The organism is Cryomorpha ignava (genome assembly GCF_010686655.1).
Lineage (GTDB): Bacteria > Bacteroidota > Bacteroidia > Flavobacteriales_D > Cryomorphaceae > Cryomorpha > Cryomorpha ignava.
In genome coordinates this window covers 132,071-158,302 of sequence record NZ_JAAGVY010000005.1, presented here as the reverse complement: position 1 = coordinate 158,302, position 26,232 = coordinate 132,071, and the positions used below count along the sequence as shown (strand labels likewise).

At 41.0% G+C, this 26,232-nt stretch carries 20 protein-coding genes; 9 read left to right on the top strand and 11 right to left on the bottom strand.

Annotated features, from left to right (window positions below; translation table 11 throughout):
* The first annotated feature begins 146 nt into the window (after positions 1–146).
* The 7 genes from G3O08_RS04845 (at position 147) to G3O08_RS04815 (ending at position 5,669) form a co-directional block, all read left to right on the top strand.
* The gene (locus tag G3O08_RS04845) at positions 147–686 is read left to right on the top strand and encodes a hypothetical protein (RefSeq protein ID WP_163283547.1); all 540 of its coding nucleotides are present in this window, start codon (positions 147–149) and stop codon (positions 684–686) included.
* 91 nt (positions 687–777) lie between these two features.
* Positions 778–1,119, top strand: coding sequence for a zinc ribbon domain-containing protein YjdM (locus G3O08_RS04840; protein WP_163283546.1), 342 nt, complete (start codon positions 778–780; stop codon positions 1,117–1,119).
* A 100-nt stretch (positions 1,120–1,219) separates the two neighbouring features.
* Positions 1,220–2,257 (top strand): PDDEXK nuclease domain-containing protein, encoded by a 1,038-nt coding sequence (locus G3O08_RS04835; RefSeq protein ID WP_163283545.1) that lies wholly within the window; start codon positions 1,220–1,222, stop codon positions 2,255–2,257.
* A 128-nt stretch (positions 2,258–2,385) separates the two neighbouring features.
* Complete coding sequence (locus G3O08_RS04830; protein WP_163283544.1) at positions 2,386–2,568, top strand: hypothetical protein; 183 nt, start codon at positions 2,386–2,388, stop codon at positions 2,566–2,568.
* Between the two features lie 285 nt (positions 2,569–2,853).
* Positions 2,854–3,423, top strand: coding sequence for a D-sedoheptulose 7-phosphate isomerase (lpcA, locus tag G3O08_RS04825; RefSeq protein WP_163283543.1), 570 nt, complete (start codon positions 2,854–2,856; stop codon positions 3,421–3,423).
* A 6-nt stretch (positions 3,424–3,429) separates the two neighbouring features.
* Positions 3,430–4,965, top strand: coding sequence for a YifB family Mg chelatase-like AAA ATPase (locus G3O08_RS04820; RefSeq protein WP_163283542.1), 1,536 nt, complete (start codon positions 3,430–3,432; stop codon positions 4,963–4,965).
* A 248-nt stretch (positions 4,966–5,213) separates the two neighbouring features.
* On the top strand, positions 5,214–5,669 hold the full coding sequence (locus tag G3O08_RS04815; protein WP_163283541.1) for a toxin-antitoxin system YwqK family antitoxin: 456 nt from the start codon (positions 5,214–5,216) through the stop codon (positions 5,667–5,669).
* Positions 5,670–5,830: 161 nt separating this feature from the next.
* Here the strand turns inward: G3O08_RS04815 and secA are convergent, their stop codons facing one another.
* From secA to G3O08_RS04775, 8 genes are all read right to left on the bottom strand, one after another.
* The gene (secA, locus tag G3O08_RS04810) at positions 5,831–9,181 is read right to left on the bottom strand and encodes a preprotein translocase subunit SecA (RefSeq protein ID WP_163283540.1); all 3,351 of its coding nucleotides are present in this window, start codon (positions 9,179–9,181) and stop codon (positions 5,831–5,833) included.
* A 205-nt stretch (positions 9,182–9,386) separates the two neighbouring features.
* Positions 9,387–10,601 carry a bifunctional folylpolyglutamate synthase/dihydrofolate synthase gene (locus tag G3O08_RS04805; RefSeq protein WP_163283539.1) on the bottom strand — a complete coding sequence of 405 codons (1,215 nt, stop codon included), beginning with the start codon at positions 10,599–10,601 and terminating at the stop codon, positions 9,387–9,389.
* Positions 10,601–11,407: a hypothetical protein gene (locus G3O08_RS04800; protein ID WP_163283538.1), complete on the bottom strand. Its 807-nt coding sequence runs from the start codon at positions 11,405–11,407 to the stop codon at positions 10,601–10,603. Before G3O08_RS04800 ends, G3O08_RS04805 begins: the two co-directional genes overlap by 1 nt.
* Before the next feature lie 76 nt (positions 11,408–11,483).
* The gene (locus G3O08_RS04795; RefSeq protein ID WP_163283537.1) at positions 11,484–11,876 is read right to left on the bottom strand and encodes an ExbD/TolR family protein; all 393 of its coding nucleotides are present in this window, start codon (positions 11,874–11,876) and stop codon (positions 11,484–11,486) included.
* A gap of 39 nt (positions 11,877–11,915) precedes the next feature.
* Complete coding sequence (locus G3O08_RS04790; protein WP_163283536.1) at positions 11,916–12,620, bottom strand: MotA/TolQ/ExbB proton channel family protein; 705 nt, start codon at positions 12,618–12,620, stop codon at positions 11,916–11,918.
* Between the two features lie 51 nt (positions 12,621–12,671).
* Positions 12,672–14,033: a sodium:proton antiporter NhaD gene (gene nhaD, locus G3O08_RS04785; protein WP_163283535.1), complete on the bottom strand. Its 1,362-nt coding sequence runs from the start codon at positions 14,031–14,033 to the stop codon at positions 12,672–12,674.
* A gap of 3 nt (positions 14,034–14,036) precedes the next feature.
* The gene (locus G3O08_RS04780; protein WP_163283534.1) at positions 14,037–15,263 is read right to left on the bottom strand and encodes a Glu/Leu/Phe/Val dehydrogenase dimerization domain-containing protein; all 1,227 of its coding nucleotides are present in this window, start codon (positions 15,261–15,263) and stop codon (positions 14,037–14,039) included.
* A 99-nt stretch (positions 15,264–15,362) separates the two neighbouring features.
* On the bottom strand, positions 15,363–16,433 hold the full coding sequence (locus G3O08_RS04775; protein ID WP_239540966.1) for an anhydro-N-acetylmuramic acid kinase: 1,071 nt from the start codon (positions 16,431–16,433) through the stop codon (positions 15,363–15,365).
* Between the two features lie 56 nt (positions 16,434–16,489).
* Here G3O08_RS04775 and G3O08_RS04770 point away from each other — a divergent pair, with 56 nt between their 5' ends.
* Positions 16,490–17,632, top strand: a complete 1,143-nt coding sequence (locus G3O08_RS04770; RefSeq protein WP_163283533.1) for an acyl-CoA dehydrogenase — start codon at positions 16,490–16,492, stop codon at positions 17,630–17,632.
* Positions 17,633–17,911: 279 nt separating this feature from the next.
* Here the strand turns inward: G3O08_RS04770 and G3O08_RS04765 are convergent, their stop codons facing one another.
* The 3 genes from G3O08_RS04765 to G3O08_RS04755 all read right to left on the bottom strand — a co-directional run bounded on the left by G3O08_RS04765 (position 17,912) and on the right by G3O08_RS04755 (position 22,115).
* Positions 17,912–19,204 carry a UDP-N-acetylmuramoyl-tripeptide--D-alanyl-D-alanine ligase gene (locus G3O08_RS04765; protein ID WP_163283532.1) on the bottom strand — a complete coding sequence of 431 codons (1,293 nt, stop codon included), beginning with the start codon at positions 19,202–19,204 and terminating at the stop codon, positions 17,912–17,914.
* A 156-nt stretch (positions 19,205–19,360) separates the two neighbouring features.
* The gene (locus tag G3O08_RS04760) at positions 19,361–21,100 is read right to left on the bottom strand and encodes an SUMF1/EgtB/PvdO family nonheme iron enzyme (protein ID WP_163283531.1); all 1,740 of its coding nucleotides are present in this window, start codon (positions 21,098–21,100) and stop codon (positions 19,361–19,363) included.
* Positions 21,101–21,137: 37 nt separating this feature from the next.
* Entirely contained in the window at positions 21,138–22,115 is a 978-nt protein-coding gene (locus tag G3O08_RS04755; protein ID WP_204336772.1) for a PorP/SprF family type IX secretion system membrane protein, read from the bottom strand.
* Positions 22,116–22,338: 223 nt separating this feature from the next.
* Here G3O08_RS04755 and porU point away from each other — a divergent pair, with 223 nt between their 5' ends.
* A complete protein-coding gene (porU, locus tag G3O08_RS04750) occupies positions 22,339–26,223 on the top strand; it encodes a type IX secretion system sortase PorU (protein ID WP_163283529.1) in 3,885 nt (1,294 codons plus the stop codon).
* Positions 26,224–26,232: the final 9 nt, after the last annotated feature.

Genomic DNA, 26,232 nt, shown 5'->3' with positions numbered 1-26,232 from the left:
TCCTTACCTTCTTTAATGATGGTGATCTTTTCCTGTGTGCTTTTTCGTTTTTTGTTTTTCATTGGTTCTAAATTAAAGTTTTTTTCAAACTTTAATCTGTGTCCAATCATTTAAGGGGCTGGAGAGAGGTCTTTTATAAATACGAAATGGATTTACTTTCAAAAGTAGTCCGTATTAATAAACTAACTGGTGATACTTTGAGTTATGTCGATTTCAGTTACGAAAATGGTAAGATTCAAAAGAAAGTAGGTAAAGTCTTGTCGAATAGTGAAATAACAGTATTTGATTATAATGAATTGGGAAAATTAGTAAGCTCCGAAAGTATAATGACTTCAATTAGTTCATTGGATACTATGCAAATAGAGTTTAAAGAATATGATGACAAAGAAAGATTGATTTATTTAAGAAGAAATGTTAGAGGGAAAGAAGATATTTATAGTTGGGATTACCAAAAAGATTTTATTCTATTAAAAAAGGAATTTGAAATCTTTGAAAAGGAGAATTTTGAACAAATAATTGAGTTTGATGACAAACTGCAAATAACTAAGATTATTAAAAAACTAAGTTTGCCAGATGGTGAAGAAGTAGAAACCATCACAAGATTGCAGTATAATGAAAATGACTTGTTTTCAGGAATGACAATTGACAATAAACAAATAATTGCGGTAAAGTATATAAAATATTAATACTGATGAGAACAAAATATTTATTGTCATTTTAGCTATCGCTTGGTTTATTATACATTGATGCATTGTGATACTTAAAAGAAAATTAAAAATGTCAGAAGAAATGAAACCTTGCCCAAAATGTAAATCACCCTACGGATATTCGTTAGGGAGTGAATTGTATGCCTGTCCGGAATGTGGCAATGAATGGAATCCCGATGAAAAAATGGAAGACGACAGCTTAAAGGTTCTTGATTCAAACGGAAATGAACTAAATGATGGAGACTCGGTAATTATTATAAAAACATTGCCGGTGAAAGGAGCTCCAAAACCGATTAGAGCAGGAACCAAGGTGAAAAATATTCGTTTGACAGACGGTGACCACAATATTGATTGCAAAATTGAAGGATTTGGTTCTATGGCATTAAAATCTGAATTTGTTAAGAAAGCATAGTTGGGGTTGAACGTTCGACAAGATAAAATCGGGTAGAGGAAGTTTATATGACTTAGGAGATTATTCAGTATTTAACTATTGATTTAAGTATTTTTGATTTATGGAATTACAGAGTACCAACAATCCTGAATATATAAGCTGGATTAAAGAGTTAAAGTCAAAAATTCAGTCATCTCAATTAAAAGCTGCAGTTTCTGTAAATAGAGAACTTTTGTCACTTTATTGGGATTTAGGAAAATCTATATCATCAAAAATTCTTAAATCAAATTGGGGTTCATCAGTTGTTGAACAATTATCGAAAGACTTAAAAAAAGAATTTCCAAATCAAAAAGGTTTTTCAAGGTCAAATCTATTTTCAATGAAGCAATGGTTTGAGTTTTATTCTGCTTCAAATAGTGAGATTACAAAAATCCAACAGCTTGTTGGACAAATTCCATGGGGCCATAATTTAGCGATTATCACCAAATCAAACACTGTAGAAGAAGCTTTATTCTACTGCAATAAAACGATTGAAAATAACTGGTCACGTGCTATGTTAATGAACCAAATTTCATCTGACTTTTACCATCGTCAGGGCAAAGCTATTACCAACTTCAATAATACATTACCCGAACATCACTCTGGACTCGCTACAGAAACGCTCAAAGACCCATATAAACTCGACTTTCTTGATTTACAAGAAAAAATCCTTGAGAAAGACATAGAAGGACAACTTGTAAAACATATTACTTCTTTTTTACTCGAACTTGGAGCCGGGTTTTCATTCGTTGGACAGCAAGTTCCTGTTAAAATTGATAAACAAGATTTTTATATTGATTTACTTTTTTACCATATCAAACTCAAATGCCACGTCGTAATAGAACTTAAGGCAATAGAGTTCAAAGCGGAATTTGCAGGGAAAATGAATCTTTATTTATCTGCTGTTGATGATACCTTGAAAAACGAATCAGATAACCCAACTATCGGCCTTTTATTATGTCAGTCAAAATCTGAAATAATTGCTGAATATGCTTTAAGAGGAATGACTCAACCAATTGGAATTGCCGAATATGAATTGAGTAAAGCAATCCCAAAGGATTTAAAATCTAATTTACCAACAATAGAATCGATAGAAAAAGAACTTGCCTCTAAATTTTAAAAAGAACCCATAGACAAGCGGTAAGTTGAAAACGATTTATGAATAATTTTGGCAAACACAGCACATGGCAATCCATCTTAAAATAGTAACAGACTTGAGGGTTAAAGAATTGCTTCCTTATTTATTTATTGGAAGTTGAAAAGATTGAATTTATAAAGGAGATTGATAGCGACAATTATGTAGAAGGATTTGATTTAAAGTACCAAGACTTGAGCCTGCGCCTCTATGATGACGAAAGAAGTGAAGAAGTATTGGCTGATATTGACTTCAGAAATGGGAAACTTACTGGGATCAAACCTTTGAAAAAGTAGTTGCTAAAAATGAAGGGTATGGGGCGCTTATGATTGAATTTGACATGTACAACAGTTGTTCAAAGGAATTGCAAAATGGGGCCATAGAAACGATTACACAAAAATTAAAAGAAAAGAATATCGTTTGCCACATTACTTGATGAATTATTCAAATGACACTACAGAGGCAGTTTCAAGATCAAAAATGGAATCACTCATAGTAATCCCGGCCATCTTCACCATTATTTCCAAAAATCCGCTTTTTTTATTTCTCGATTTCCTACATTTGGCTAAAAGCCAATAAACATGGATCAAAAACTGAAGGCGCACTTTACCGAAGCGCAGGAAGTACTTAACAATTTCATTAGCAACGATCAAAATCTCGATAGCGTGGAAGCCGCTGCACAACTTATGGTTACGGCCATCAAAAACGGTGGGAAAATCATTTCTTGCGGAAACGGCGGTAGCATGTGCGATGCCATGCATTTTGCCGAAGAGCTAACTGGAAGATACCGAAACGACCGTCCGTCTATGCCGGCAATTTCAATTTCTGACCCTTCGCATATCTCATGTGTGGGCAATGACTACGGCTACGAATATATCTTTTCGCGATTTGTTGAAGGTATGGGCAATAAAGGCGATGTTCTTTTGGGAATCAGCACCAGCGGAAATTCGAAAAATGTCATTCGCGCGGTTGAGACTGCTCTGGCAAAAGGAATGAAGGTGGTTTGCCTTACCGGAAAAGATGGAGGGAAGCTTGCTGGAATGGCTACCGCAGAAGTTCGTGTGGCACATGATGGATATGCAGATCGCATTCAGGAAATACACATTAAGGTAATTCACAGCTTTATTGATTACATTGAACGGCATATTTAATACATCATGCTAGTAAAAACTTATGGAAGCGCTGTTTACGGAGTCGATGCTATTACCATTACGGTAGAAGTTAACATCGATACGGGAGTCAATTTTTTATTGGTTGGACTGCCTGATAGTGCCGTAAAGGAAAGCCAGCAACGTATTGAGGCCGCTCTGAGTAACAATGGCTATCGCATTCCCGGAAAGAAGATTACAATTAACATGGCTCCAGCCGATATTCGAAAGGAAGGATCGGCGTATGATCTCCCACTTGCCTTGGGTATTTTATCTGCCAGCAATCAAATTGATGCCAAAGACATTGAGAAATACCTCATTATGGGTGAGCTTTCGCTCGATGGTGGTGTGCAGCCTATAAAAGGGGTTTTGCCCATGGCTATTCAGGCGCGCGATGAAGGTTTTACCGGATTTATTCTGCCAGAGGCAAATTCAAAAGAAGCCGCCATAGTAGAAGGATTGAATGTATACGGTGTCAACAATATTAATGAAGCCATAACAGTACTCACAAATCCCGAGTCTGTCGCTCCAAAAGTGGTTGATTTAGCCGAAGCATTTGAAACGAAAGCTGATCAGTATCTATTCGATTTTTCGGACGTAAAAGGGCAGGAGAATGTGAAGCGGGCTCTTGAAATTGCTGCTGCCGGCGGACATAATATTATTCTTATCGGCCCACCCGGAGTAGGAAAAACTATGCTTGCCAAGCGCATTCCAACAATTTTGCCACCGCTTACGCTGGAAGAAGCACTCGAAACAACAAAAATTCACTCCGTAAGTGGTCTGCTGCCTACCAATGTTTCGCTGGTTACCCAAAGACCTTTTCGCAATCCCCACCACACTGTTTCTGATGTTGCTTTAGTCGGTGGCGGCAGCAACCCCAAGCCGGGCGAGATATCGCTTGCGCATAATGGGATTCTTTTTCTGGATGAACTTCCGGAGTTTAAGCGCTCTGTTTTGGAAGTGCTTCGCCAGCCATTAGAAGACAGGGTTGTAACGATTTCAAGAGCTAAAATGTCGGTTGATTACCCTTCGTCGTTTATGCTCATCGCATCTATGAACCCTTCACCCAGCGGCGATTTTTTCAAACCGGGTGAGTCTGCCGACAGCGAATTTGCTGTAAAGCGCTATCTCGCTAAAATCTCCGGGCCGCTTATGGATAGGATTGATTTACACATAGAAGTAAATCCTGTTCCATTTGAAGAATTACGGAACCGTGAAAATGGTGAAAGCTCTGCACCTATCCGAGCAAGGGTAATTGCATCACGCGATATACAAACCGAGCGTTATAAAGGGATAGAAGGAGTGCATTGCAACGCCATGCTTACACCAAAACTCATGAAAAAACACTGTGAGATTGATACCGCCGGCGAAGCTTTGCTCAAGAACGCAGTTGACAGATTGGGCTTTTCTGCCCGTTCTTACGCCCGAATCTTAAAAGTAGCTCGCACAATAGCCGATCTGGAAGGTGTTGAAAATATTGCCACAGCCCATTTGGCGGAAGCCATACAATACCGCTCGCTTGACAGAGAAGGTTGGCTTACTTAAATAAAATTCTTGAAACTCTTAGGTTCCATTTCCGTATTTATCTCTGATTGGAGTTTTTAGAAACAATTCGAAAATCCGAAAATTTAGAACGATCCCCCTTACGGTCTCAAATTACGGAAAGCTGTTCAGGCTTGCTCCATCAGTAGCGCAGGGCTTTGTGTGACTATGATAAAGCCCGCGGATTATTAAAAAGTGAAACGGTTTGGAAGAGGCCGAAAGTGATGTGAAACAGATAAAAGGGAGAAATCATGCGAATATTTAAGAAAATTACGATAGGAATGTTACTTCTGGGTACCTTTTCGGCAACTGCCGGAAATTATGCAGAAGCCAACGAAACAGATGGCAATGAAATATATCTGGATGCCTATTTGAGGGTAACTAAGAAAAAGAGTCTGGCCTCGTACTACTGCACGGTCGACGAAAAGTCGAGCGAAGGATTTCATGTCAAAGCCTACTTTCTTTCGGGAGAACTAAAAATGGATGGATGGTACGCCGATGAAGACATGCAGGTTGAGCAGGGATTGTTCACTTATTTCTATCAATCCGGTCAAATAGAATCTGTTGGCGAATACAAGGAAGGTGTTAAAGTTGGTGTTTGGAAACGCTTCGATAGCTACGGAACAGAAAAACCTGAAAAGGTATATCAATCGCTGGAAGTGATGAAGGCTATTGAGGAAGCAAAGAAGCTTGAAGAAAAGAAATAGAAAAACTATTGAGTGAGAGAAAAAAAGTCCCGGCAAATATTTGTCGGGACTTTTTTATATGCATATTTCGTTGAGTCTCTTTAACCGCTCCATACGGTCTCCCTCTGGTCAAAAAGTCGCTAAGACTGATGGAAACTAAACTCTCCAATTACTAATTTGAGTTAAGCCGACTGGTTCACAGCTTTACCGTGACATTGCTTATATTTCTTGCCACTACCGCATGGACACGCATCGTTACGTCCTATTTTTTTCTCAACTCTAACCGGCTCAACTTTTTGTGGAGCAGGTCTCTGGGCGCCACCACCACCACGTGAAATTTGTTCGGGTTCAGAGCCGGGTCTGCTTGTTTGTAAATTGCTGGAATCATCATTTCCAATGGAAGTACGAGATGTGGTTTGCACCTGATCTGTTCTTCCCGGAAGGGCAGCTTTAGCTAAAAATGAAACAACTTCAAAGCTCACGCGATCCATCATTTTTTTGAAAAGCTCAAACGACTCAAATTTGTAAATCAAAAGCGGATCTTTCTGCTCAAAGCGTGCGTTCTGAACAGACTGTCGCAAATCGTCCATTTCACGTAAGTGCTCTTTCCACTCATTGTCAATAATGGCAAGAGTTACGCTCTTTTCTAAACCACGAGCGAGCTCAACACCTTCAGATGCCAAACACTTTTCGATGTTTACAACTACCTGCATTGCTTTTTTACCATCAGAAAATGGAACGGCAATATTCTCAAACTGGGTTTGCGTTTCGTGTACATTTTTAATAATCGGAACTGCCGTTTCGGCAATAGACTCTACCCGGTCATCAAATCGCTTTCGGGCGGCACGATATACAATTTGTTTTATTTCAACGGGTTTCTTATTCTCAAAATCTTCCGCCGAGATTGGTGAACTAATACCAAGATATTGGATAATTTCAAGCTTAAAGTTGTCGAAATCACGCGATGCGTGATTTGCTGCAACAATATTCTCGGCTACATCGCGAAACATATTCTCAATATCGAGCTGCAACCTGTCGCCGTAAAGTGCGTGTTTTCTACGTTTGTAAATTACCTCACGCTGCGAGTTCATTACATCATCGTATTCTAATAGTCGCTTACGAATACCAAAGTTGTTTTCTTCAACCTTACGCTGTGCGCGCTCAATAGACTTGGTAATCATGGAGTGCTGAATTACTTCACCTTCTTTAAGTCCCAGCCTGTCCATCATTTTCGAAATTCGGTCTGAACCGAAAATACGCATCAAATTATCTTCAAGCGAAATGTAAAATTGCGAAGAACCCGGGTCTCCCTGTCGTCCTGCACGTCCACGAAGCTGTCTGTCAACACGCCGTGAATCGTGTTTCTCTGTACCTACAATGGCTAAACCACCCGCTGCTTTCACACCTTCGCCCAGCTTAATGTCAGTACCACGACCGGCCATGTTGGTGGCTATGGTTACCGCGCCAGATTTCCCGGCTTGCGCAACTACATCGGCCTCTCTGGCGTGAAGTTTCGCGTTAAGTACGTTGTGCTTAATGTGACGCAAATCGAGCATGCGGCTTAGCAATTCAGAGACTTCTACCGAAGTGGTACCCACGAGTACCGGTCTGCCGGCATTCGAAAGTTCTACAATCTCGTCTATTGAAGCATTGTACTTTTCTCGCTTCGTTTTATAAACTTTGTCTTCACGATCGTCGCGAACAATAGGTTTATTGGTGGGAATCATCATTACTTCCAACTCGTAGATGTCCCAAAGTTCAGATGCTTCAGTTTCTGCAGTACCGGTCATACCCGCCAGTTTGTGGTACATTCTAAAGTAGTTCTGAAGGGTAACAGTAGCATACGTTTGCGTAGCAGCTTCAACTTTTACACTCTCTTTACTTTCAATAGCCTGGTGCAATCCATCGCTGTATCGACGACCTTCCATAATACGGCCGGTCTGCTCATCAACGATTTTTACTTTATTGTCAATCACTACGTAATCAATATCTTTTTCGAAAAGACAATACGCTTTAAGTAATTGGTTTATAGTGTGAATGCGCTCTGCTTTAACGCTGTAGTTGCGCAATAGCTCATCTTTTTGTTTTGTTTTTTCGTCTTCGCCTAAGCTGCTTTTATCAATATCGTCAATCTCAAGCGACATATCTGGAAGCACAAAAAAATCAGTGTCTTCCACGTTTTGAGACATAAGCTCAATACCCTTTTCGGTAAGCTCAATAGAATTATTTTTCTCGTCGATTGTAAAGTAAAGCACGTCATCTGCCTTGTGCATCTGCTTTTCCTGATCTTGCAGGTAAAAAGCTTCCGTTTTAAGCATTTGCTGTTTTATACCAGACTCGCTTTGAAATTTGATGAGTGCTTTGTTTTTCGGCAATCCGCGGAAAGCGCGAAACAATGCGAGGCTACCATCGTTCAAGTCGTCTTTTGATGGCTTTTCTTCTTCAAAATTTCCAAGTTTTTTCTTTGCCTCGGTAATCAATTGCGTAACGAGTTGGCGCTGTGCTGAATAAAGTTTGGCTACCTGACCTTTTAAGTCGTCAAACAGCTGCTGATCTCCGCGTGGCGTTGGTCCCGAAATAATTAAAGGTGTTCGGGCATCATCAATCAATACCGAGTCAACCTCATCGACAATGGCGTAATGGTGCTTGCGCTGAACGAGCCTCTCTGGAGTCGTGGCCATATTATCGCGGAGGTAATCAAAACCAAATTCGTTGTTGGTACCAAAAGTAATGTCGCTTTTATATGCTTTTCTGCGTTCGTCGCTATTTGGCTGGTGCTTATCAATACAGTCAACAGAAAGTCCGTGAAATTCGTACAGCGGACCCATCCATTCAGAGTCACGACGTGCGAGGTAATCATTCACCGTTACCAGGTGAACTCCTTTTCCTGCGATAGCATTAAGATACACGGGTAGTGTTGCCACAAGAGTTTTACCCTCACCCGTTTGCATCTCGGCCACTTTTCCTTCGTGCAAGGCAATACCACCAATGAGCTGTACATCGTAGTGCACCATATCCCAAGTAATTTCGGTTCCGGCTGCAAGCCATTTATTATGCCATATGGCTTTATCGCCTTCTATCTCAATGCTGCTGCGTGTGGCTGCAAGATCGCGGTCAAAGTCAGATGCTGTAACCGTGAGGGTTTCGTTGTTCTTAAAGCGACTCGCGGTTTCTTTTACAACGGCAAATGCTTCGGGAAGTATCTCTAAAAGTACCGATTCTATTGTCTCATCAATTTTCTTAGTAAGGTCATCGACTTGCTTAAAAATGGCTTCCTTATCGGGGATTTCCATCTGCGGATTGTCTGCTACCTGCTTGTTTAGCGCATCAATCTCTTCTTCGCCCGCCTTGGTAGCTTCTTTTATTTTTGCTTTAAGAGATGTCGTTCTGGCGCGTAACTCATCGTTGCTTATGTCTTTGAGCGTGGCGAAAATCTCATTCGATTTATTCACCAGCGGCATACTTACTTTTATGTCTTTATCTGACTTGTCGCCAAATATTTTCTTTAATGTATTGGTAATTGAACCCAGCATATAACAGTGTTTTCTTGCTTCGATTTAAAGAGGATAAAGGTATTTATTTCAGATCGAAAAGCACATTAATATTTCACAATACCTTTCAGAAATGATACCATAAGATAGAATCATGACATATTGGCGCGAAATAAGCATTAGAACGCAAATTACTTAAGGTTGAAATCGTATTTAAATCAGATGAAGCTAGTTAAGCAGAGGATAATTAAATCACCTCGGCAACTACAAATACGCTTCCTCCTACAAATATTAAATCGTTCATTAAGGCCTTCTTTTTGGCTTCAGCCAATGCGGCTTGCACCGATGGATATTCCTTGCCCTCAAGCGAAAACTTCAAAGCCTCCTGGCTTAGTTCGCGTAAATCTTTTCCGCGAGGCACATCTGGTTTGCACCAATAATAAGTCGCGCTGGTGGGTAATAGAGCGAGTATCGTTTTTGCATCTTTGTCGCCAACCATTCCCCAGACTATGTGAAGACGTACAAAGCTTTGTTTGCTCAACATCTCAACAACCATTCGCACTCCGCCTTCATTGTGACCAACGTCAGTAATAATTCGGGGGTTCTCGCCAATAGTTTCCCATCTTCCGCGTAAGCTGGTGTTTTTCTTTACGTTTAGGGCACCCTTTTCAACACAATCCTGCGTAATGTTATGTCCCAGCTTTTTTGCGACATCAATTACACGCGAGACGGTACGCATATTTTCGAGTTGGTAAGAGCCTTGAAGGTCAGTAGCAAATTCTGCCGAAGAAGAACGCGAAAAATAGATTGGAGCTTTTCGCAGATTGGCGATTTTACCAAACACTTCCTGAACACTCAAGATATTATGACCGATCACTACAGGAACTTCCGGCTTAATTATCCCACCTTTTTCTGCGGCAATAGCTTCAAGGGTTTCACCCAAAAATTGCTGATGGTCGTAACCAATAGAGGTTATTACAGCAATATCTGGTGTTACTACATTAGTTGAGTCGAGTCTTCCGCCCATACCCACTTCGAGTATAGCCATGTCTATTAGCTCTTCTGCAAACCAGGCAAAAGCCATGGCACAGGTGAATTCAAAAAAAGATGGTTTTAGTTCCGCGGCAGCGTGGCGGTATTTTTCAACAAAGTCTACCACAAATTTTTCTGGAATCATTTCGCCGTTTATCCGCATTCGCTCGCGGTAATCTTTGAGATGAGGCGAAGTAAAAAGTCCGGTTTTATAGCCACAGGTCGCATAAATAGATGCGAGAGTAGAGCTTACAGATCCTTTACCATTTGTGCCGGCGATATGTATAGACCGAAATTCGTTTTGCGGATTGCCCATCAATTCACAAAGGGCGATGGTATTGCTTAAATCGGCTTTATAGGCGGCTGCACCAACACGTTGAAACATGGGAAGCTGGCTAAAGAGGTAGTCAACCGTTTCCTGATAATTCATTATTTCAGTCGGAAATCGTAACGTACTTTTCCGCGTTGCTCAATGGAAGCTTTTGGGTCTCCGTTATATTTAAAATTATTGAGCACATCGTTGGTTGCCAGATTAATGAGGTATTGGGATGTCGTATTCGATTCACGCAAATTGGGTTGTACTTTTGTAACCTTTCCATTTCTGTCAACCCAAATATTGAGAACCACAATTCCCTCTTCTGTAGTTGTTTTTATTTTGGTTCCATAGCCTGGCAACATACTTCGGCCATCCAGCTGCCAGCTGCCACTACCCCCACCAAGTGCGCCGCTACCTGTAGTTCCTTTAGGATCGCCCTGATCGCCTTCTCCTGTTTTGTCGCCCTGGCTTCCGCCGCCGCCCGATGGGTTTTTAAGCGATTCAAGTGCGCCTTTCAACTTATCATCTATTGTAGGCTTAGGTTCTTCCACTGGTTTTGGTGTGGGTTTCGGATCCTTTGGTTTGGGTTTAGGCTTTGGTTTTTCTTCTACTTTTGGTACAGCAATTTCGCTGGATTCGTCAGTTACAACTTCATCTACTGGAGTTTCTTCAACAGATTCGGGCTCCGGGGTTTGTTGCTGATCCTCTTGTGGAGCCGGGTCTGGCGTTTGAACATCGGCAACGAAATTGCCACTGGCAGATTCATCCCACCCAAATTCTATTGAGGCTCCCTGTTCTTCAGGAAGGGGGTTGGGCTGCGTGAGTCCAAAAAATAAAAACAGCAAAATGGCTATCGCGTGAAATACTACCGTAACAATTATCGCTTTGCGCTTTCTGTTTTTTTCGGTTTGATCTACCATTTTTAAATTAGATTAAATTCGTGAAATCCCGCGTGTGCACATTTCCTCAAAAGGAAAACCACGTATTCAAATATACTTATTTCGGCTTAGTAGCCAATACAATCTTCCATTTGTGCCGTTTTGCAATGTCAAGCACTTTCACAGTTTCTCCGGTGGGCACTGCCTGATCTACGTGAAATACAATGCTTGGATCGGTTACGGAGCTCAAACTATTTTCGAGTTCGGTTTCCAGTATCGATGGATTGATAATTTTATTATTGACCGAGAAAACAAGGTCCTTATCAATACGCAAGGCTACGTTTTGTTTTTCTTTTGTTTGATTGTCGCTCACAGGCAAATCTACCGGAAGGGCATAAGGGCTAACAAGTGTAGAAACAATAATGAAGAATATTAAAAGCAAAAACACCAGATCGGTCATAGACGACATGGAGAAACTTGGGTCAACCTTATTTCGTGATCTTAAGTTCATTATTTAGTAGCTTTTAGTTGTGTTATTTTTCTCGTGAACTTATTTTCCCGGCTCTTCGAGCAGGTCAATAAATTCTATAGAACGAGATTCTAAAGTATTCACCACTTTATCTACACGAACCACAAGTGTGTTGTATGCTATGTAAGCAATAATACCAATTATCAAACCGGCTACAGTGGTAACCATAGCTTGCATAATACCGCCCGAAAGCGCTGAAATTTCAACACCGGCACCTGATATTTTCATGGCATGGAAAGTAGAAATCATACCAATAACGGTTCCTAAAAATCCAATCATTGGTGCTGCCCCGGCAACAGTGGCAAGCATAGGGAGCCCTTTTTCGAGTTTATAAACCTCAAGTTTTCCCACATTTTCTATAGATGCACTTACATCTGCCATCGGTTTTCCGATACGGGTGATACCCTTATCGATCATCCGCGAAATGGGAGTAGATGAAGTATGGCAAAGGCTTCGTGCAGCATCGAGTTTTCCGTCGCTTACGTAGTCTTTTATACGGTTCATAAAGTCTTTATCTTCTTTGGCAGCTTTGGCAATTGCCATCCATCTCTCGGCAAAAATGTATATGGCGAGTATGGAAAGAATTCCCAATGGAATCATAATATACCAACCACCTTCAACAATTAGGTTCCAGATAGAAATGGTTTCTTCGGTAGGTGCGCCGGTTCCCAATGTATCGGCTACAGCCGCACCGGGATTTATTTGCATAAACAAGGGTATTTTCATATCACAATGATAAAGCAGGTTTTTTAATAAAACGAAGGAGTGGCAAAGAAATTATACATGGATGAGTATGAATAAAGCTGCACCGGCGCCATAGCCTATCAAAGCCAGCAACGACATCTTTTTCAAATACCATATAAAATCGATGCGCTCCAGACCCATAGCCGCTACTCCGGCGGCAGATCCAATAATCAAAACACTTCCACCGGTACCGGCACAATAGGCCAAAAATAGCCAGAATATTCCATCTGCAGCAAATGGCCCGGTGGCAGCAATTTCGTACATACCCTGGGCGGCAGCTACCAGCGGAACGTTATCTACAATAGCTGAAAGAAGGCCTATTGCAATATTTATAACGTATATATTTCCGATGGACTCATCGAGGAAAGCAGCCAAATTGCGGAGCGTACCTACTTCTTGCAGCGCTGCTACCCCCAGCAGAATACCGAGAAAGAAAAGCACCGAAGGCATATCAATACGACGCAGGGTTGAGAGAATAGAAAGGTGTCTTTTTTGAGTCAAAAGTTTTCGGCCATGCAATATTTCGGTGGCAACCCACAGCACACCAAGGCTAAACATCATTCCCATAAATGGGGGTAGGTGAGTCACAGTTTTAAAAACAGGAACAAACAATAATCCGGCGATTCCCATAAAGAAAACTACGTTCCGATCCTTCTTTGAGATCGATATATCTCCATTGCCCTTTTCTCTCGCTTCAGGTCTAACAAGGTTGCCTTTCATTTTATAGCTCAGGTACGCAAGCGGAACGACAATTGTAGCAACACTTGGCAAAAATACGTGCTGAACAATACTGGGTACATCGGGTATTTGCTTTTTAATCCAAAGCATGGTTGTAGTTACATCACCAATTGGCGACCAGGCTCCTCCGGCATTAGCCGCAATGATTACAAACCCCACGTAAAACCACCGTGTTTCCTTATCGGAAATTAATTTTCGCAGCAGCGAAACCATAACGATTGTTGTGGTAAGGTTATCTAATACAGCACTTAAAAAGAAAGTAAGAATACTCACTATCCACAGCAGCTTTACCTTATTGGTCGTTCTGATTTTTTCGGTAATTATGCGGAAACCTTCGTGTGCATCAATGGTTTCTACAATTGTCATAGCCCCCATAAGGAAAAAGAGAATGCTCGCAATTTCGCTTAAGTGATGCAGCAGGCGCGACTCCAGAAACATGGGCATTATTTCGCTTTCGGCAAGATGAGCATTTTGATCTAAGAAAAACGAAAGCTCATGCTGGAGAAATTCCGGAATAACATCTATTCCAAGAACAAATATCGTCCAACACAATACTCCGAGTATTAGTGCCGATGCTGCTTTATCAATACGTAGGGGGTGCTCCAGGGCTATAGCAAGATAGCCTAGAACAAAAACAATAATTATTGCTGCTTCCATGTTTTAGATGAGTTGCTCGAGGGCGATTTCAAATCCGGTCTCTGCAAGGTTAATATTGGTCTTATTGCGTTTATAAATCTCTTCAAGAGCGCGCTTAATCGTATTAGAGGTATCCGCAAAAATTGCTTCATCGCTTAATTCTACGTTTTTTTCCATGCAGTAGGCAAATACGCGGGCCATACCACAGTTAGAAACAAAATCAGGAATTATGCTTATTTTTTTGTCAGCATCGGCCATAATTGGTCCAAAGAAAATTTCAGCATCGGCAAACGGTACGTTCGCTCCACAAGCTATTACTTCAAGACCGGCTTTAACCATTCTATCTACCTGATTTTGGGTTACCAGTCGGGATGCTGCACAGGGCAGAAAAATTTCTGCTGGTGTATCCCAGACTTTATTATTTACCTCGTCAAAGCTCATAAGGTTACCAGCACTTAGCTTATTTCCGACTTTCTCAATGAATAACTGTGTTACTTCTTTGGCTGTAAGGCCTTCTGTATTGATTATTCCGCCGGCTGTATCTACAATTCCTACAACTTTTACTCCTGCCTGCGCTAAATAATAAGCCGCCGCTGCTCCTACATTTCCCCAGCCTTGTATAATAGCTCTTTTGCCGCGGTAAGAATCTCCACGAAGGTCGTAATAATGCATTACGCTCATGGCCACTCCGTAACCGGTAATCATATCGGCAATAACGTATTTTTTTGCTGGGTCTGGAGTGAATTTAGGGTCTTCAACTACTTTAGAAACACCCATTCTCAATTGGCCAATCTGCTGAATTTTTTCGTTTTCACGGGCGTGGAAATGACCTGTTACAACACCTTCTTGCGGGTGCCATACGCCGTAATCTTCAGTAATTGGAATTACCTCGTGTATTTCGTCAATATTTAAATCGCCTCCGGTTCCGTAATAATTTTTAAGCAGTGGAGTTACGACTTTAAACCAGCGCTCAAGAACTCCTCGCTTTCGCGGATCTTGAGGATCGAAATCTATTCCACTTTTAGCACCACCGATTGGAGGTCCCGAAACGGAAAATTTAACTTCCATAGTCTTGGCGAGCGATTCCACTTCGCGCTTGTCAAGTCCCGGTCGCATTCTTGTTCCGCCACCGGCGGCTCCGCCTCTCAAAGAATTGATTACTACCCAACCACGGGCTTCTGTTTCGGCATCATTCCATTCAAAGACGATCTCGGGTTTCTTGTTTTCAAACTTCTGTAAAAGCTCGCGCATATTTAAAAAATGGTTTCAAAATTTTGCAAATATATCAAAAGAGAAATGGTTGGGGTAATTTTAGTTGATATCTTAGTTTGTTCGTTAACAAAATTAGCATCAATGGTGCACCGCCCCTCCGCAACTGTCGTGGCTTGCTCCCGTAACTGACGACAAGATGTTTGTTTTGTTTTCTAAGCGCAATTTTCCTAAAAGGGCAAACACAATGGCTTCTTTAGCATCAATAATCTTAGCGGATGGAATTTCTATTTTCAGATTTGATTTTTGAGAAATGCATTCCATTAAATAGGTGTTGTGCGCGCCTCCACCCGTTACGAGTACTTTTCCGCTTGCAGCAGATTGGTTTAAAGAATGGGAAATTTGATCAGAAATATGAGCCACAGCTGTAGCGAGTAAATCACGGGTGGTGCCCATTTTTATGAATGGTAATATTTTTTCTTCAAGCCATTCGCGGCCAAGCGATTTGGGAGGTTGCGCTCCATAAAATTCTAAGGAGTTGAGTTTTTCCAGTAGCGGCATAATAATCTTTCCCGAACGAGCCAAGTCCCCATTCTTATCATAATCTAAACCTTCGCGACTTGCCAGCTCGTTGAGCAATAAATTGGCTGGCGAAATATCATAAGCAATTCTTTTTCCTGCTTCTTCGTAACTCATATTTGCAAAACCACCTAAATTTAAGCAGGCTTCATATTCTCCAAACAATAATGCGTCGCCGATTGGTACGAGTGGCGCTCCCTGCCCGCCGAGAGCCACATCGCCAGATCGAAAGTCACAAACGGTCGTTATTCCCGAAAGGGCAGCCAAAATACTCCCATCTATCATTTGGTAAGTAAGATTGTTTTCGGGCTGATGAAATATTGTGTGCCCATGACAAGCTATAAAATCGACGTTTTGACCTGTCTCTTTCAATAGTTCTAAAACGAAAGAAGCCGTATATCTCGAATACTCTATTTCTAACAATCGCAATTCTATTCCACTTAAGTGATGAGCAGATTCCAATTTCTTTTTCCACTTGTGCGAGTATGAAACAGTCTTAAAATTCAAGAGATCAAAGGTATAACTATTTGAAAATTTGCATAAAGCTAAATCTATCCCATCTAAAGAAGTACCGGACATAATGCCAATGCCGGTGGAATAATTCCTTATTTTACTCTTTGGTGGTTCTGTCATGATTATATGAATTGAAAACTATAAATTTGCGCCATCTGAAAACAAACCACAAGAATATGAATTTCGAACTAACGGAAGAACAAAAAGCGGTAAGAGATGCGGCGAGAGATTTTGCACAAAATGTGTTAAAACCGGGCGTAATTGAAAGGGATACAGAACAAAGGTTTCCAAAAGATGAAGTAAAGCAACTTGGAGAGCTTGGATTTATGGGAATGATGGTTGATCCCAAATACGGTGGAAGCGGTATGGACACAGTATCATACGTTCTTGCCATGGAAGAGCTTTCTAAAATTGATGCTTCTACTTCGGTTTGTGTTTCAGTTAACAATAGCCTCGTATGTTGGGGTATTGAAAAATACGGTACAGAAGAACAAAAACAAAAATACTTAAAACCACTCGCTTCCGGCGAGAAAATAGGTGCTTTTTGCCTAAGCGAACCCGAAGCAGGATCTGATGCTACTTCGCAGAGAACATCTGCTATCGATAAAGGTGACCACTATTTGGTAAATGGTACAAAAAACTGGATTACAAACGGTAGAACTGCCTCCATTTATTTGGTTATTGCTCAAACTCATGCCGAAAAAGGGCACAAAGGAATTAACTGTCTTATACTGGAGCGCGGAATGGAAGGGTTTGTTGTGGGTGCCAAAGAAGATAAGCTGGGAATTCGTGGAAGCGACACCCACACACTGATGTTTCAGGATGTAAAAGTTCCAAAGGAAAACAGAATAGGCGAAGATGGATTTGGATTTAAATTTGCCATGAAAACACTTAGTGGCGGGCGGATTGGTATTGCGGCGCAGGCATTGGGTATCGCCAGCGGAGCTTACGAATTGGCTTTGGCTTACAGCAAGGAGCGTAAGGCTTTTGGAAAACCAATACACCAGCACCAGGCAATCGCTTTTAAACTTGCCGATATGGCTACCAATATTGAAGCGGCTCGATTGCTTTGTCTTAAAGCAGCGCAGCAAAAAGACAACAATGAGAATTTTGATCTCGCTTCGTCAAAAGCTAAGCTGTTTGCATCTAAAGTGGCCATGGATACTACAATAGAGGCTGTTCAGGTACACGGAGGATATGGTTTTGTGAAAGAATACCACGTAGAGCGAATGATGCGCGACGCTAAGATTACTCAGATTTATGAAGGTACGAGCGAAGTGCAGAAAATTGTTATTTCTAGAGCTATTTTGGGTGAGTAATTTTAATTGTAAGCCTCAAGCTTCTTGCTTTAAGTCACTAGTGCTACAATAATCGATTTTCACCTTTAAAAGAATTTTTTTCTCACTTGGATATTTGAAAATGAGAAATAGTTTAATAGGATTCTCTTTTTTGCATAATGGCGTAGGTTAGATGATTAAAAGTTAGTTTTGGTTTCGGGAAATGCGCAGCAGTACGTTTCTTCACGCCAATCATTTAGTTCAGGCATTGAAGAAAAGATTCTGCCTATGGTCTTGCAGCTAGAAGCTTACTGCTTAAAGCTAAAGAAAATCTACCACCTTTTCCATAGCTACTGCCCGGCTACCTTTAAGCAGGATAAGGCTGTTTTTAATGGAATTGTCTTTAAGATAATCAATCAGATCAATGGAATTTTCGAACCAGCGAAAATCTTTTTTGTCGCATAGTTTATAACCATTTCCCACCAAAATGGCATTTATTCCAAGCCTATGGAGTTTGTCGATTAAAATTTGATGCTCCTCAGTGGTTGTAACACCCAGCTCGCGCATTTCTCCTAGGAGCGCGTATTTTGAAGTCGATTTTTGATCATTCAGACTATCAACGGCGGCTTCCATACTACTCGGATTGGCATTGTAGGAATCTAGAATTACTTCGTTGGTTTCGGTTTTGAGTAATTGCGACCTGTTATTTGTCGGAATGTATTTTTTGAGAGCCTGCTCAATTTTGGGCATGTCAACATCAAAATATGTTCCTATGCATGATGCGGCAAGAAGGTTGTAAAAATTATACGCGCCTACAAGACTGGTTTTTATCTCTTTACTCGCTTCACCTTGGTGAGAAAACCTGAAAGAAAGAAACGGGGATGACTCAATAATAGAGCCTTCAACAAAATATTCTGCACCATCTTTACCAAAAACAACACGATTTAGATTTGCTGAAAGACCTGAAAGCAATTTATCATCTCCGTTTACAAAAACTTTTCCTCCATTCTGCTCTAAGTAGTCAAAAAGTTCTTTTTTGCCTTTTATCACACCCTCTACTCCACCAAATCCTTCGAGGTGCGCCTTTCCGATATTGGTAATCATTCCGAAATCGGGCTGGCATATCGCACTCAAATCTCGAATTTCGCCCTGATGATTAGCACCCATTTCTATGACTGCCATTTCGGCATCTAGCGGAATGCGTAGCAAAGTGAGCGGTACTCCAATATGATTGTTGAGATTACCTTCGGTAAAATACGTTTTGAAACGCTCACTTAAAACGGCAGAAATCAATTCCTTATTGGTTGTTTTTCCATTGCTTCCCGTCAATCCTATAACTGGGAAAGTAAACATATTGCGGTGATGTTTAGCGAGCTCCTGTAGTGTCTCCAATACGTTTGGCACCACAGTGATTTTCGCTTTTCCCGCATTTACGCTGCTGTCGCTCACCACATGAGCAGCTCCTTTCTTAAGGGCTTCGTCCGCAAAAGTGTTCGCATCAAAATTGGGCCCCTTTAAGCAAAAAAAGATGGAATCTTTAAGATCTGTTCGGGTATCGGTGTTTACCCGTGGATGACTCTGATAAATAGTATAAAGTTCCTGAGTTTTGGTCATAGAGCGATATAGATTAACGGTGAAAAAGAGTGGAGTGCACTTTTGATTTTTGTGTGATTTAAATTTCAGTCTTAGAAAGTCTTAAATTTAATCAAAATTAAAAAGCCGACGCTTAACTTGCATCGGCTTTTTAAAATGTTTTAAACGAGTGGTTGGTTATTTTCCCTGATTAAGCCCTTTCGGACTTCCCACACGATCCATTGCACATCTGAATCCAATTGTAGCAGTGGCTTTGCGCTCATCCATAAAGCGACGTGTACCCGGGCTCAAATAGTAGGCGCGATCTCTCCAACTTCCACCTTTATACACACGAGATCTATTGCTAATAAGTGTAGAAGAACCGTAATCGTACATGCTATTGTCGTTAACTGCGGGGCTCAAATAATCTTTTGTAGATTGTGCATCACCGTCGCGGTAATTAATGTTATCGGCTAGTCTATAGTTGTCACGATCTATATTTTCTTCAGGTCTCACTTTTCTCATGCGCAGATCTCCGGGAGTATCTTCTACAAATTGACCCATACCGCTGATTAGCTCTGGAGCGATTCGCACATTGCTAGATCTTATTTGCTGTATTCCGTCGCGCACTAAAGTATAAGCCTCATCTGCCTTACCGTCATTAAATCTTTCTGAAGCCTGATCTGATGCAGCCATCAGGTTTTCCATCAATTGCGCTTCTTCCGCATTTAATTTTCCTTCCGTTAGCTTGCTAAAGTCTTTCAAGTATTTGTTTACACCTGCCACATCATAGGTTACGATGGTAAGCTTGTCGTCAATATTCCCTTCGCTGTTTAGCACTTTGGTTTCATACACGTTTCCACGAAATGGTCTGAACTCATCCACATCTTCATGGCTAAGCGGACGATAAACGTCCATGACCCATTCGCTTACATTGCCTGCCATGTTATAAAGGCCATAATCATTTGGCTCGTAGCTAAATACAGGTGCAGTTACATCAGCATTATCATTTAGCGAACCTGCAACACCCATGTAATCACCGCGGCCGCGCACAAAATTGGCTACAAACTCGCCGTAATAGCGGCTATTGTTATTGCCTTCACGTACGTAGTGTCCATTCCATGGATATACTTTTCTTTCTGTAATAAGTTCCTGATATGAGTTTCCAATCAGACCGTAAGCTGCATATTCCCATTCTGCTTCTGTTGGTAGTCGGTAGCGTGGTAGAAGAATACCATCTTCCATGCGGACATTTCTAAACTCTTTATCTGGATCAAGATCAGGCAATCCATCTACACGCTTGCCACTTTCATATTGACCGGAATAATATGCGTCTGTACTAAAATGATCTTCATTAATTTGTTGCGGAAAATGTTCAAACAACCCTTCACGAATAAGAATAGCCTCGTTTACACGATCGCTTCTCCATGCGCAAAAGTCATTGGCTTGTAACCAGTTAACCCCAACTACCGGGTAGTTGTTATAAGAGGGGTGGCGCAGATAATAATCTACATAAGGTTCATTATACGCTAGCTTTGAACGCCATACAAGCGTGTCTGGTAGAGCTTTGTCATAAATTTCGGGATAGTCGGCACTATAAACGCGTTGTAACCAGTACAGATATTCGCGCCAGTATATATTTGTTACCTCAGTTTCATCCATATAAAAAGATGATACAGTCGCCCTTCTGGGAATATTGCTCCACTTATCTGTGAGCATTTCTTCTGTGGCACCCATTGTAAATGAACCACCTTCAATAAGAACCAAACCAGGGCCGGTTTCCTGGCCATAGTCAGGAGCTTTTTCGAAGCCACCATTTTTTGAATCATTGTAATTCCACCCGGTGGCGTTGCTACTTTCATAATTGCACGAACTTAAAGTAAGCGCAGCGAAGGCAAGAGCCAGGGAACTGATTAATGTGCTTGTGTTGGTTTTCATGCTTATTATATCTAATGCAGGTTTCTTCAGACTAAAACTAAAACTGTGGGCAATTTATTGCCCTAAACTTTTTCTTTTGTGGTCGGCAATTGAAATTTAATGCAAATGAAATTTCATGCGACCCGGCCGTCTTGGTGCTCAGGGGGCTTGTAGTAAGGTCATAGCTATAGCCTACCTTAAATCTGTCTGTCTCAACACCCATAAGTGCAATAATTGAATCTTCAAAGCGATACCACACACCACCAATAAGAGGTCCGCGCTTCACATAAACTCCAATGTTGTACTGTACAAAGTCAAATTGACGCTGGTACAGAAAGTTTGGAGAAATGGTTGTTTCCGTTTCTCCGCGCACATCTTTATTTACAGGAATGGTAGCTCCTGCGTGGAATGTGTATTTTCTTTCTAATGGAGATTCTGCCACAATTAACGACTCATTTGGTTCAAATAAGTGGTGTACGGCAATACCCGCATAAAAGTTTTCACTAAATACAACTGCCCCTGTAGAAAAGTCAACATTATCTACTGTTCCTCCTCGGGGAGTGTCTTGGGTTTCGTAAATAAAACCACGTCGCGGATCAATCTGATCACCAAAGGTTAGTTTACTCCAGTCTAATGACCTTTGGAAATAGGTGCCTTGGAAGCCCACAACCATCGAAAAAGATTTGGATAATGTAAGTTGATAGGAATAGATTCCATTAATATTAAACGAATTTAAAGTGCCTCTTCCGGCATTGTCATTCATCACATAAAAGCCCAAACCGCCGTTAATTGCGTCAACATATTGATCATATGACGCCGCAGTGGTCACAAAATTTCCGTCAAGGGCAGGCCATTGATTTCTAAAATTTAACACCATACGCGGACACTTATTTGTACCCGCAAGAGCAGGGTTCAAATAGAGCGGATTAGCGTAGTATTGCGTAAATGAAGGATCTTGGGCAGATACGTTTTGCACGAAGCTAAAACAACATATCGTACTAAGTATAATTGTTAATACAATGGTTTTCCTCAACATATAGTTTGGTAAAAATGCAGTTTTTTTGAAGCACCAATTATACGAAATTTTTTAAACTCTAACCCCGAGCATTAATTCTAAGCGTACAATATAATTTTGCTTCACTCGTTTTTGCATTGTTTGAGGTTAAAAATACTTATTTATAAAGGATGTTTCAACATTCTTTGGGAGAAATCTTTTAGAAGATTGTATTTATGGCTCTACCAAGTTAATCATTATTAAGATGCGAATATCAACCATAGTGCTGTTATATACGTTGTTACCCGCTGTAATGCAGGCTCAGCAACGCGAAAACACAACCATAAAATGGAGTGAAGAATTTTCTTCCTATACATTAAACGGAAGTGAAATAACGGTTCCTGAATGCACTATTTGTGAGCAAATAGAAGAAAATGCCTATGCACCTTACTACCTTGGCAAGTTCGAGCTTGGCAAGGGAATGGTGGCTACTGATGTCTCTATTACACCTATAGACTTTATTGAAAAAGCGGCGCGGGGTAAAGTATTGTCGCCTGGTATTCCGAGCTCTGTAAATGAGGGGTTTGAGTGGAGTGTGAAAGAAGAAAGAGGGATTAATTATTTGCTGTATAAATTCCCTGCAGCTCTTAAATTCGGGTCTAATTCGGTAAAGCTTATTTCTAGCTTTAAATTAAATATGAAGCAAAATAGGATTTCTACCAGAGCAAAATCGGCAAGTTTTGTAAATAATAGTGTTCTCGCTCAAGGCGAATGGTACAAAATAGGAGTTGCTGAAGATGGGATGTATAAAATCACCAAATCTGATCTGCAAACCTTGGGAATAGATGTGGACGTTTTAAATCCGCAATCGCTCAATATTTATGGAAATGGCTACGGCCAGTTGCCTTTTGAAAATAGTGTGGATAGACCAGATGACTTAGTGCTTAACAAAATTGTGGTAGAAGGAGAAGGCGATGAATCATTTGACGATACGGATTATATTCTTTTTTATGCCAAGGGGCCGGATAAATGGACTTATAATAATGCTACCGAGCTTTTTGATCATCATAAACACAACTATGTTGATACGTCTTATTATTTTATTGGTATAAATACAGGCGATATGCCGGCAAGAGTCACAAGTCTGGCATCTTCAGGAAATCCGCCTAATTATGAATCCATCACTTTTAATGATTACACCTTTCATGAGGTAGATCGTGAGAACATGCTGAGAAGTGGCCGAGATTGGTATGGTGAGAAATTTGACGTTCAGACTACATATAATTATAGTGGTGAGATATATACTTTTCCAAATCTTGATCCTACAGCAGAAACTGTAGTTCGAGCCAGTGTGCTTTCGCGCACTACTGTACCTGGAACCTGTATTTTTACGCTGGGAGTGAATGGTGTTGAAAATGTGGTGACGGCCAGTGCGGTGTCGGGATCGGGCACGAGTAATTTTGGAGTAGTCAGAAATCTGGAAGTACGACTTACTAATGCCAGTCCGGCTTTAAATATTAATATCAATTATCAAAAAAATGCGCCATCTGCTACCGGCTGGCTTGACTGGCTTAACATTAATACGCGCAGAAAACTTCGAATGACCGGAAATCAAATGGCTTTTCGTGATGCAAAATCTGTAGGAGTGGGCACTACCTCCCGTTTTACTGTCGCTAATGTATCTCTACAAACTCAGATATGGGACGTTACCGACCCAACGAATGCACGCAGCGTGAGTTTTAACAGAATCGGCGATCAGGCGGTGTTTACTTTATCTACTGAAATTCTAAGAGAATTTATAGGATTTAATTCAGGCTTTAAGACTCCTACACTTTTTGGATCTGTTCAAAATCAAAATCTTCATGCGCTTGGTGGTAGCGAGCGAATAGATATGATTATTGTGGCTCCTTCGCTGCTTATGGATAATGCCGAAGATTTGGCAGATTTGCACCGTAATTATGAGCTCGATCCGCTGAATGTTCAGGTGGTGAGGTTGGAAGAGATTTACAATGAATTTTCATCCGGCATGCGCGATGTAACTGCAATAAAGTGGTTTATGAAAATGTTATACGACCGCGCTAATGGCAATGAAGCTCTAATGACACGGTACTTACTCCTTTTTGGCGATGGCTCTTACGACAACAAAAATTTTACACCCGGTAATACCAACCTGATACCTACATTTCAATCGGCAAATTCACTTTCGCCAACTAATTCTTATGTAAGCGACGATTATTTTACACTGCTCTCTGACGATGACGGCGAAGATTCACGAGATCTGATGGATATGGCCGTGGGTAGAATTGTGGCGAAAAATAAGCAGGAAGCGAATTCTGTTGTAAACAAAATCAGAAAGTATGTGGAAATAAAGCCTCAAACTTTTTATGACGATTGCACCGTATGTGGCGACAATACTACCAATTTTGGCGCGTGGCGTAATTCTATTGTGTTGGTAGCCGATGATGAAGACAACAATACACACATGAGTGGCGCAATGAGCTACTCTAATATTATTGAAAGTTACTCGCGCGACTACAATATTGAACGCATTTTTATAGATGCTTTTCCCGAGGTGGCTACTCCTGGTGGTGCGCGGTATCCCGCTGCAAATAAAGCAATTGAGAGAACTGTGGAAAATGGAGCATTTATAATGAATTATGTAGGACACGGGGGCGAGCTCGGTTTGGCAGCCGAAAGAATTCTCGATATTCCTATGATACTCAATTGGGGAAATGGTGCTAAACTCCCTGTTTTTATTACAGCTACTTGCGAGTTTACGCGTTACGACGACCCTCTATTTACCTCGGCTGGTGAGCTTGCCCTTCTGAATGGGAATGGTGGAGCGATAACGCTTTTAACTACCACCAGGCTCGTATATTCAGGCCCAAACAAAGTTTTAAACGATGCGTTTTACGAGGCGTTCTTTAATCGACCCGAAGGTGAAGTTGTAATCAGGGTAGGAGATCCGTGCCGCGAAGCTAAAAATGCCACTTCGCTGAGTTCTGGTTCGTCAAATCTGCGCAACTTTAGCCTTATTGGAGACCCGGCAATTCCTATGGCTGTGCCTAGATATATTGCGTCAGTCTTGTCTATTACCGACACTCTTGGAAATGCTGTTGATACATTAAAAGCTTTAGGTGTTGTGCGCGTAAATGGACACGTTACTACTGAAAACGGATCAACGCTCGGTAATTTTAATGGTAGGTTGAATGCTACCGTTTTTGACCGTGTTGAAATAAAAGAAACGCTTGCAAATAAATCCGGCAGTGTCCCGTTTACGTATCCTTCACAAGAAAATGTGGTTTATAAAGGAAACGCTGAAGTGAAAAATGGACTCTTTACATTTGATTTTGTTATTCCAAAAGATATTTCTTTTGCGATAGACAGTACCGCGCGCATTAGCCTTTACGCAATGAGCGATGTAAACGATGCTACTGGTTATGAGGACAGCCTGAAAATAGGAAGCAGAGACCCCAATGCTGTAAATGATGGTACGGGGCCCGAATTGAATGTATATCTGAATGACGAGAATTTTGTGTTCGGAGGTTATACCAACGATACACCTATCCTGGTTGCCACCATATTTGATGAAAATGGAATTAATACGGTAGGTAGCGGAATAGGCCATGATATTACAGCAGTAATAGATGGCGATGAAAGCAATGCTATGGTGCTGAATGATTATTACGAATCTGATCTCAACACCTTCAAAAGTGGAAAAGTGCAGTACCAGTTTGATAAACTTGAGCCGGGTAAGCACAATATTAAATTGAAAGTTTGGGATGTGCACAACAATTCAAACGAGACTGAAATTGAATTTGTGGTGTCAGATAATGAAGATTTTTCTATTACCAGAGTGCTAAATTATCCCAATCCTTTTACAACCCATACCGAATTTTATTTTGAACATAACCAAAGCTGTGAGTTCTTGAACGTTCTTGTTCAGATATACACCATCAGCGGAAAACTTGTTAAATCTATAAATACTGTATCTAATACAGATGGGTTTCGTAATGAACCTATTGCTTGGGATGGGCGCGACGATTACGGCGACCGGTTGGCTACCGGAGTATATGTTTATAAATTAGCCGTTAGAAATCCTTCAGGCGAACAGGTTGAAAAATTTGAGAAGTTGGTTGTATTAAACTAAGCGCATGAA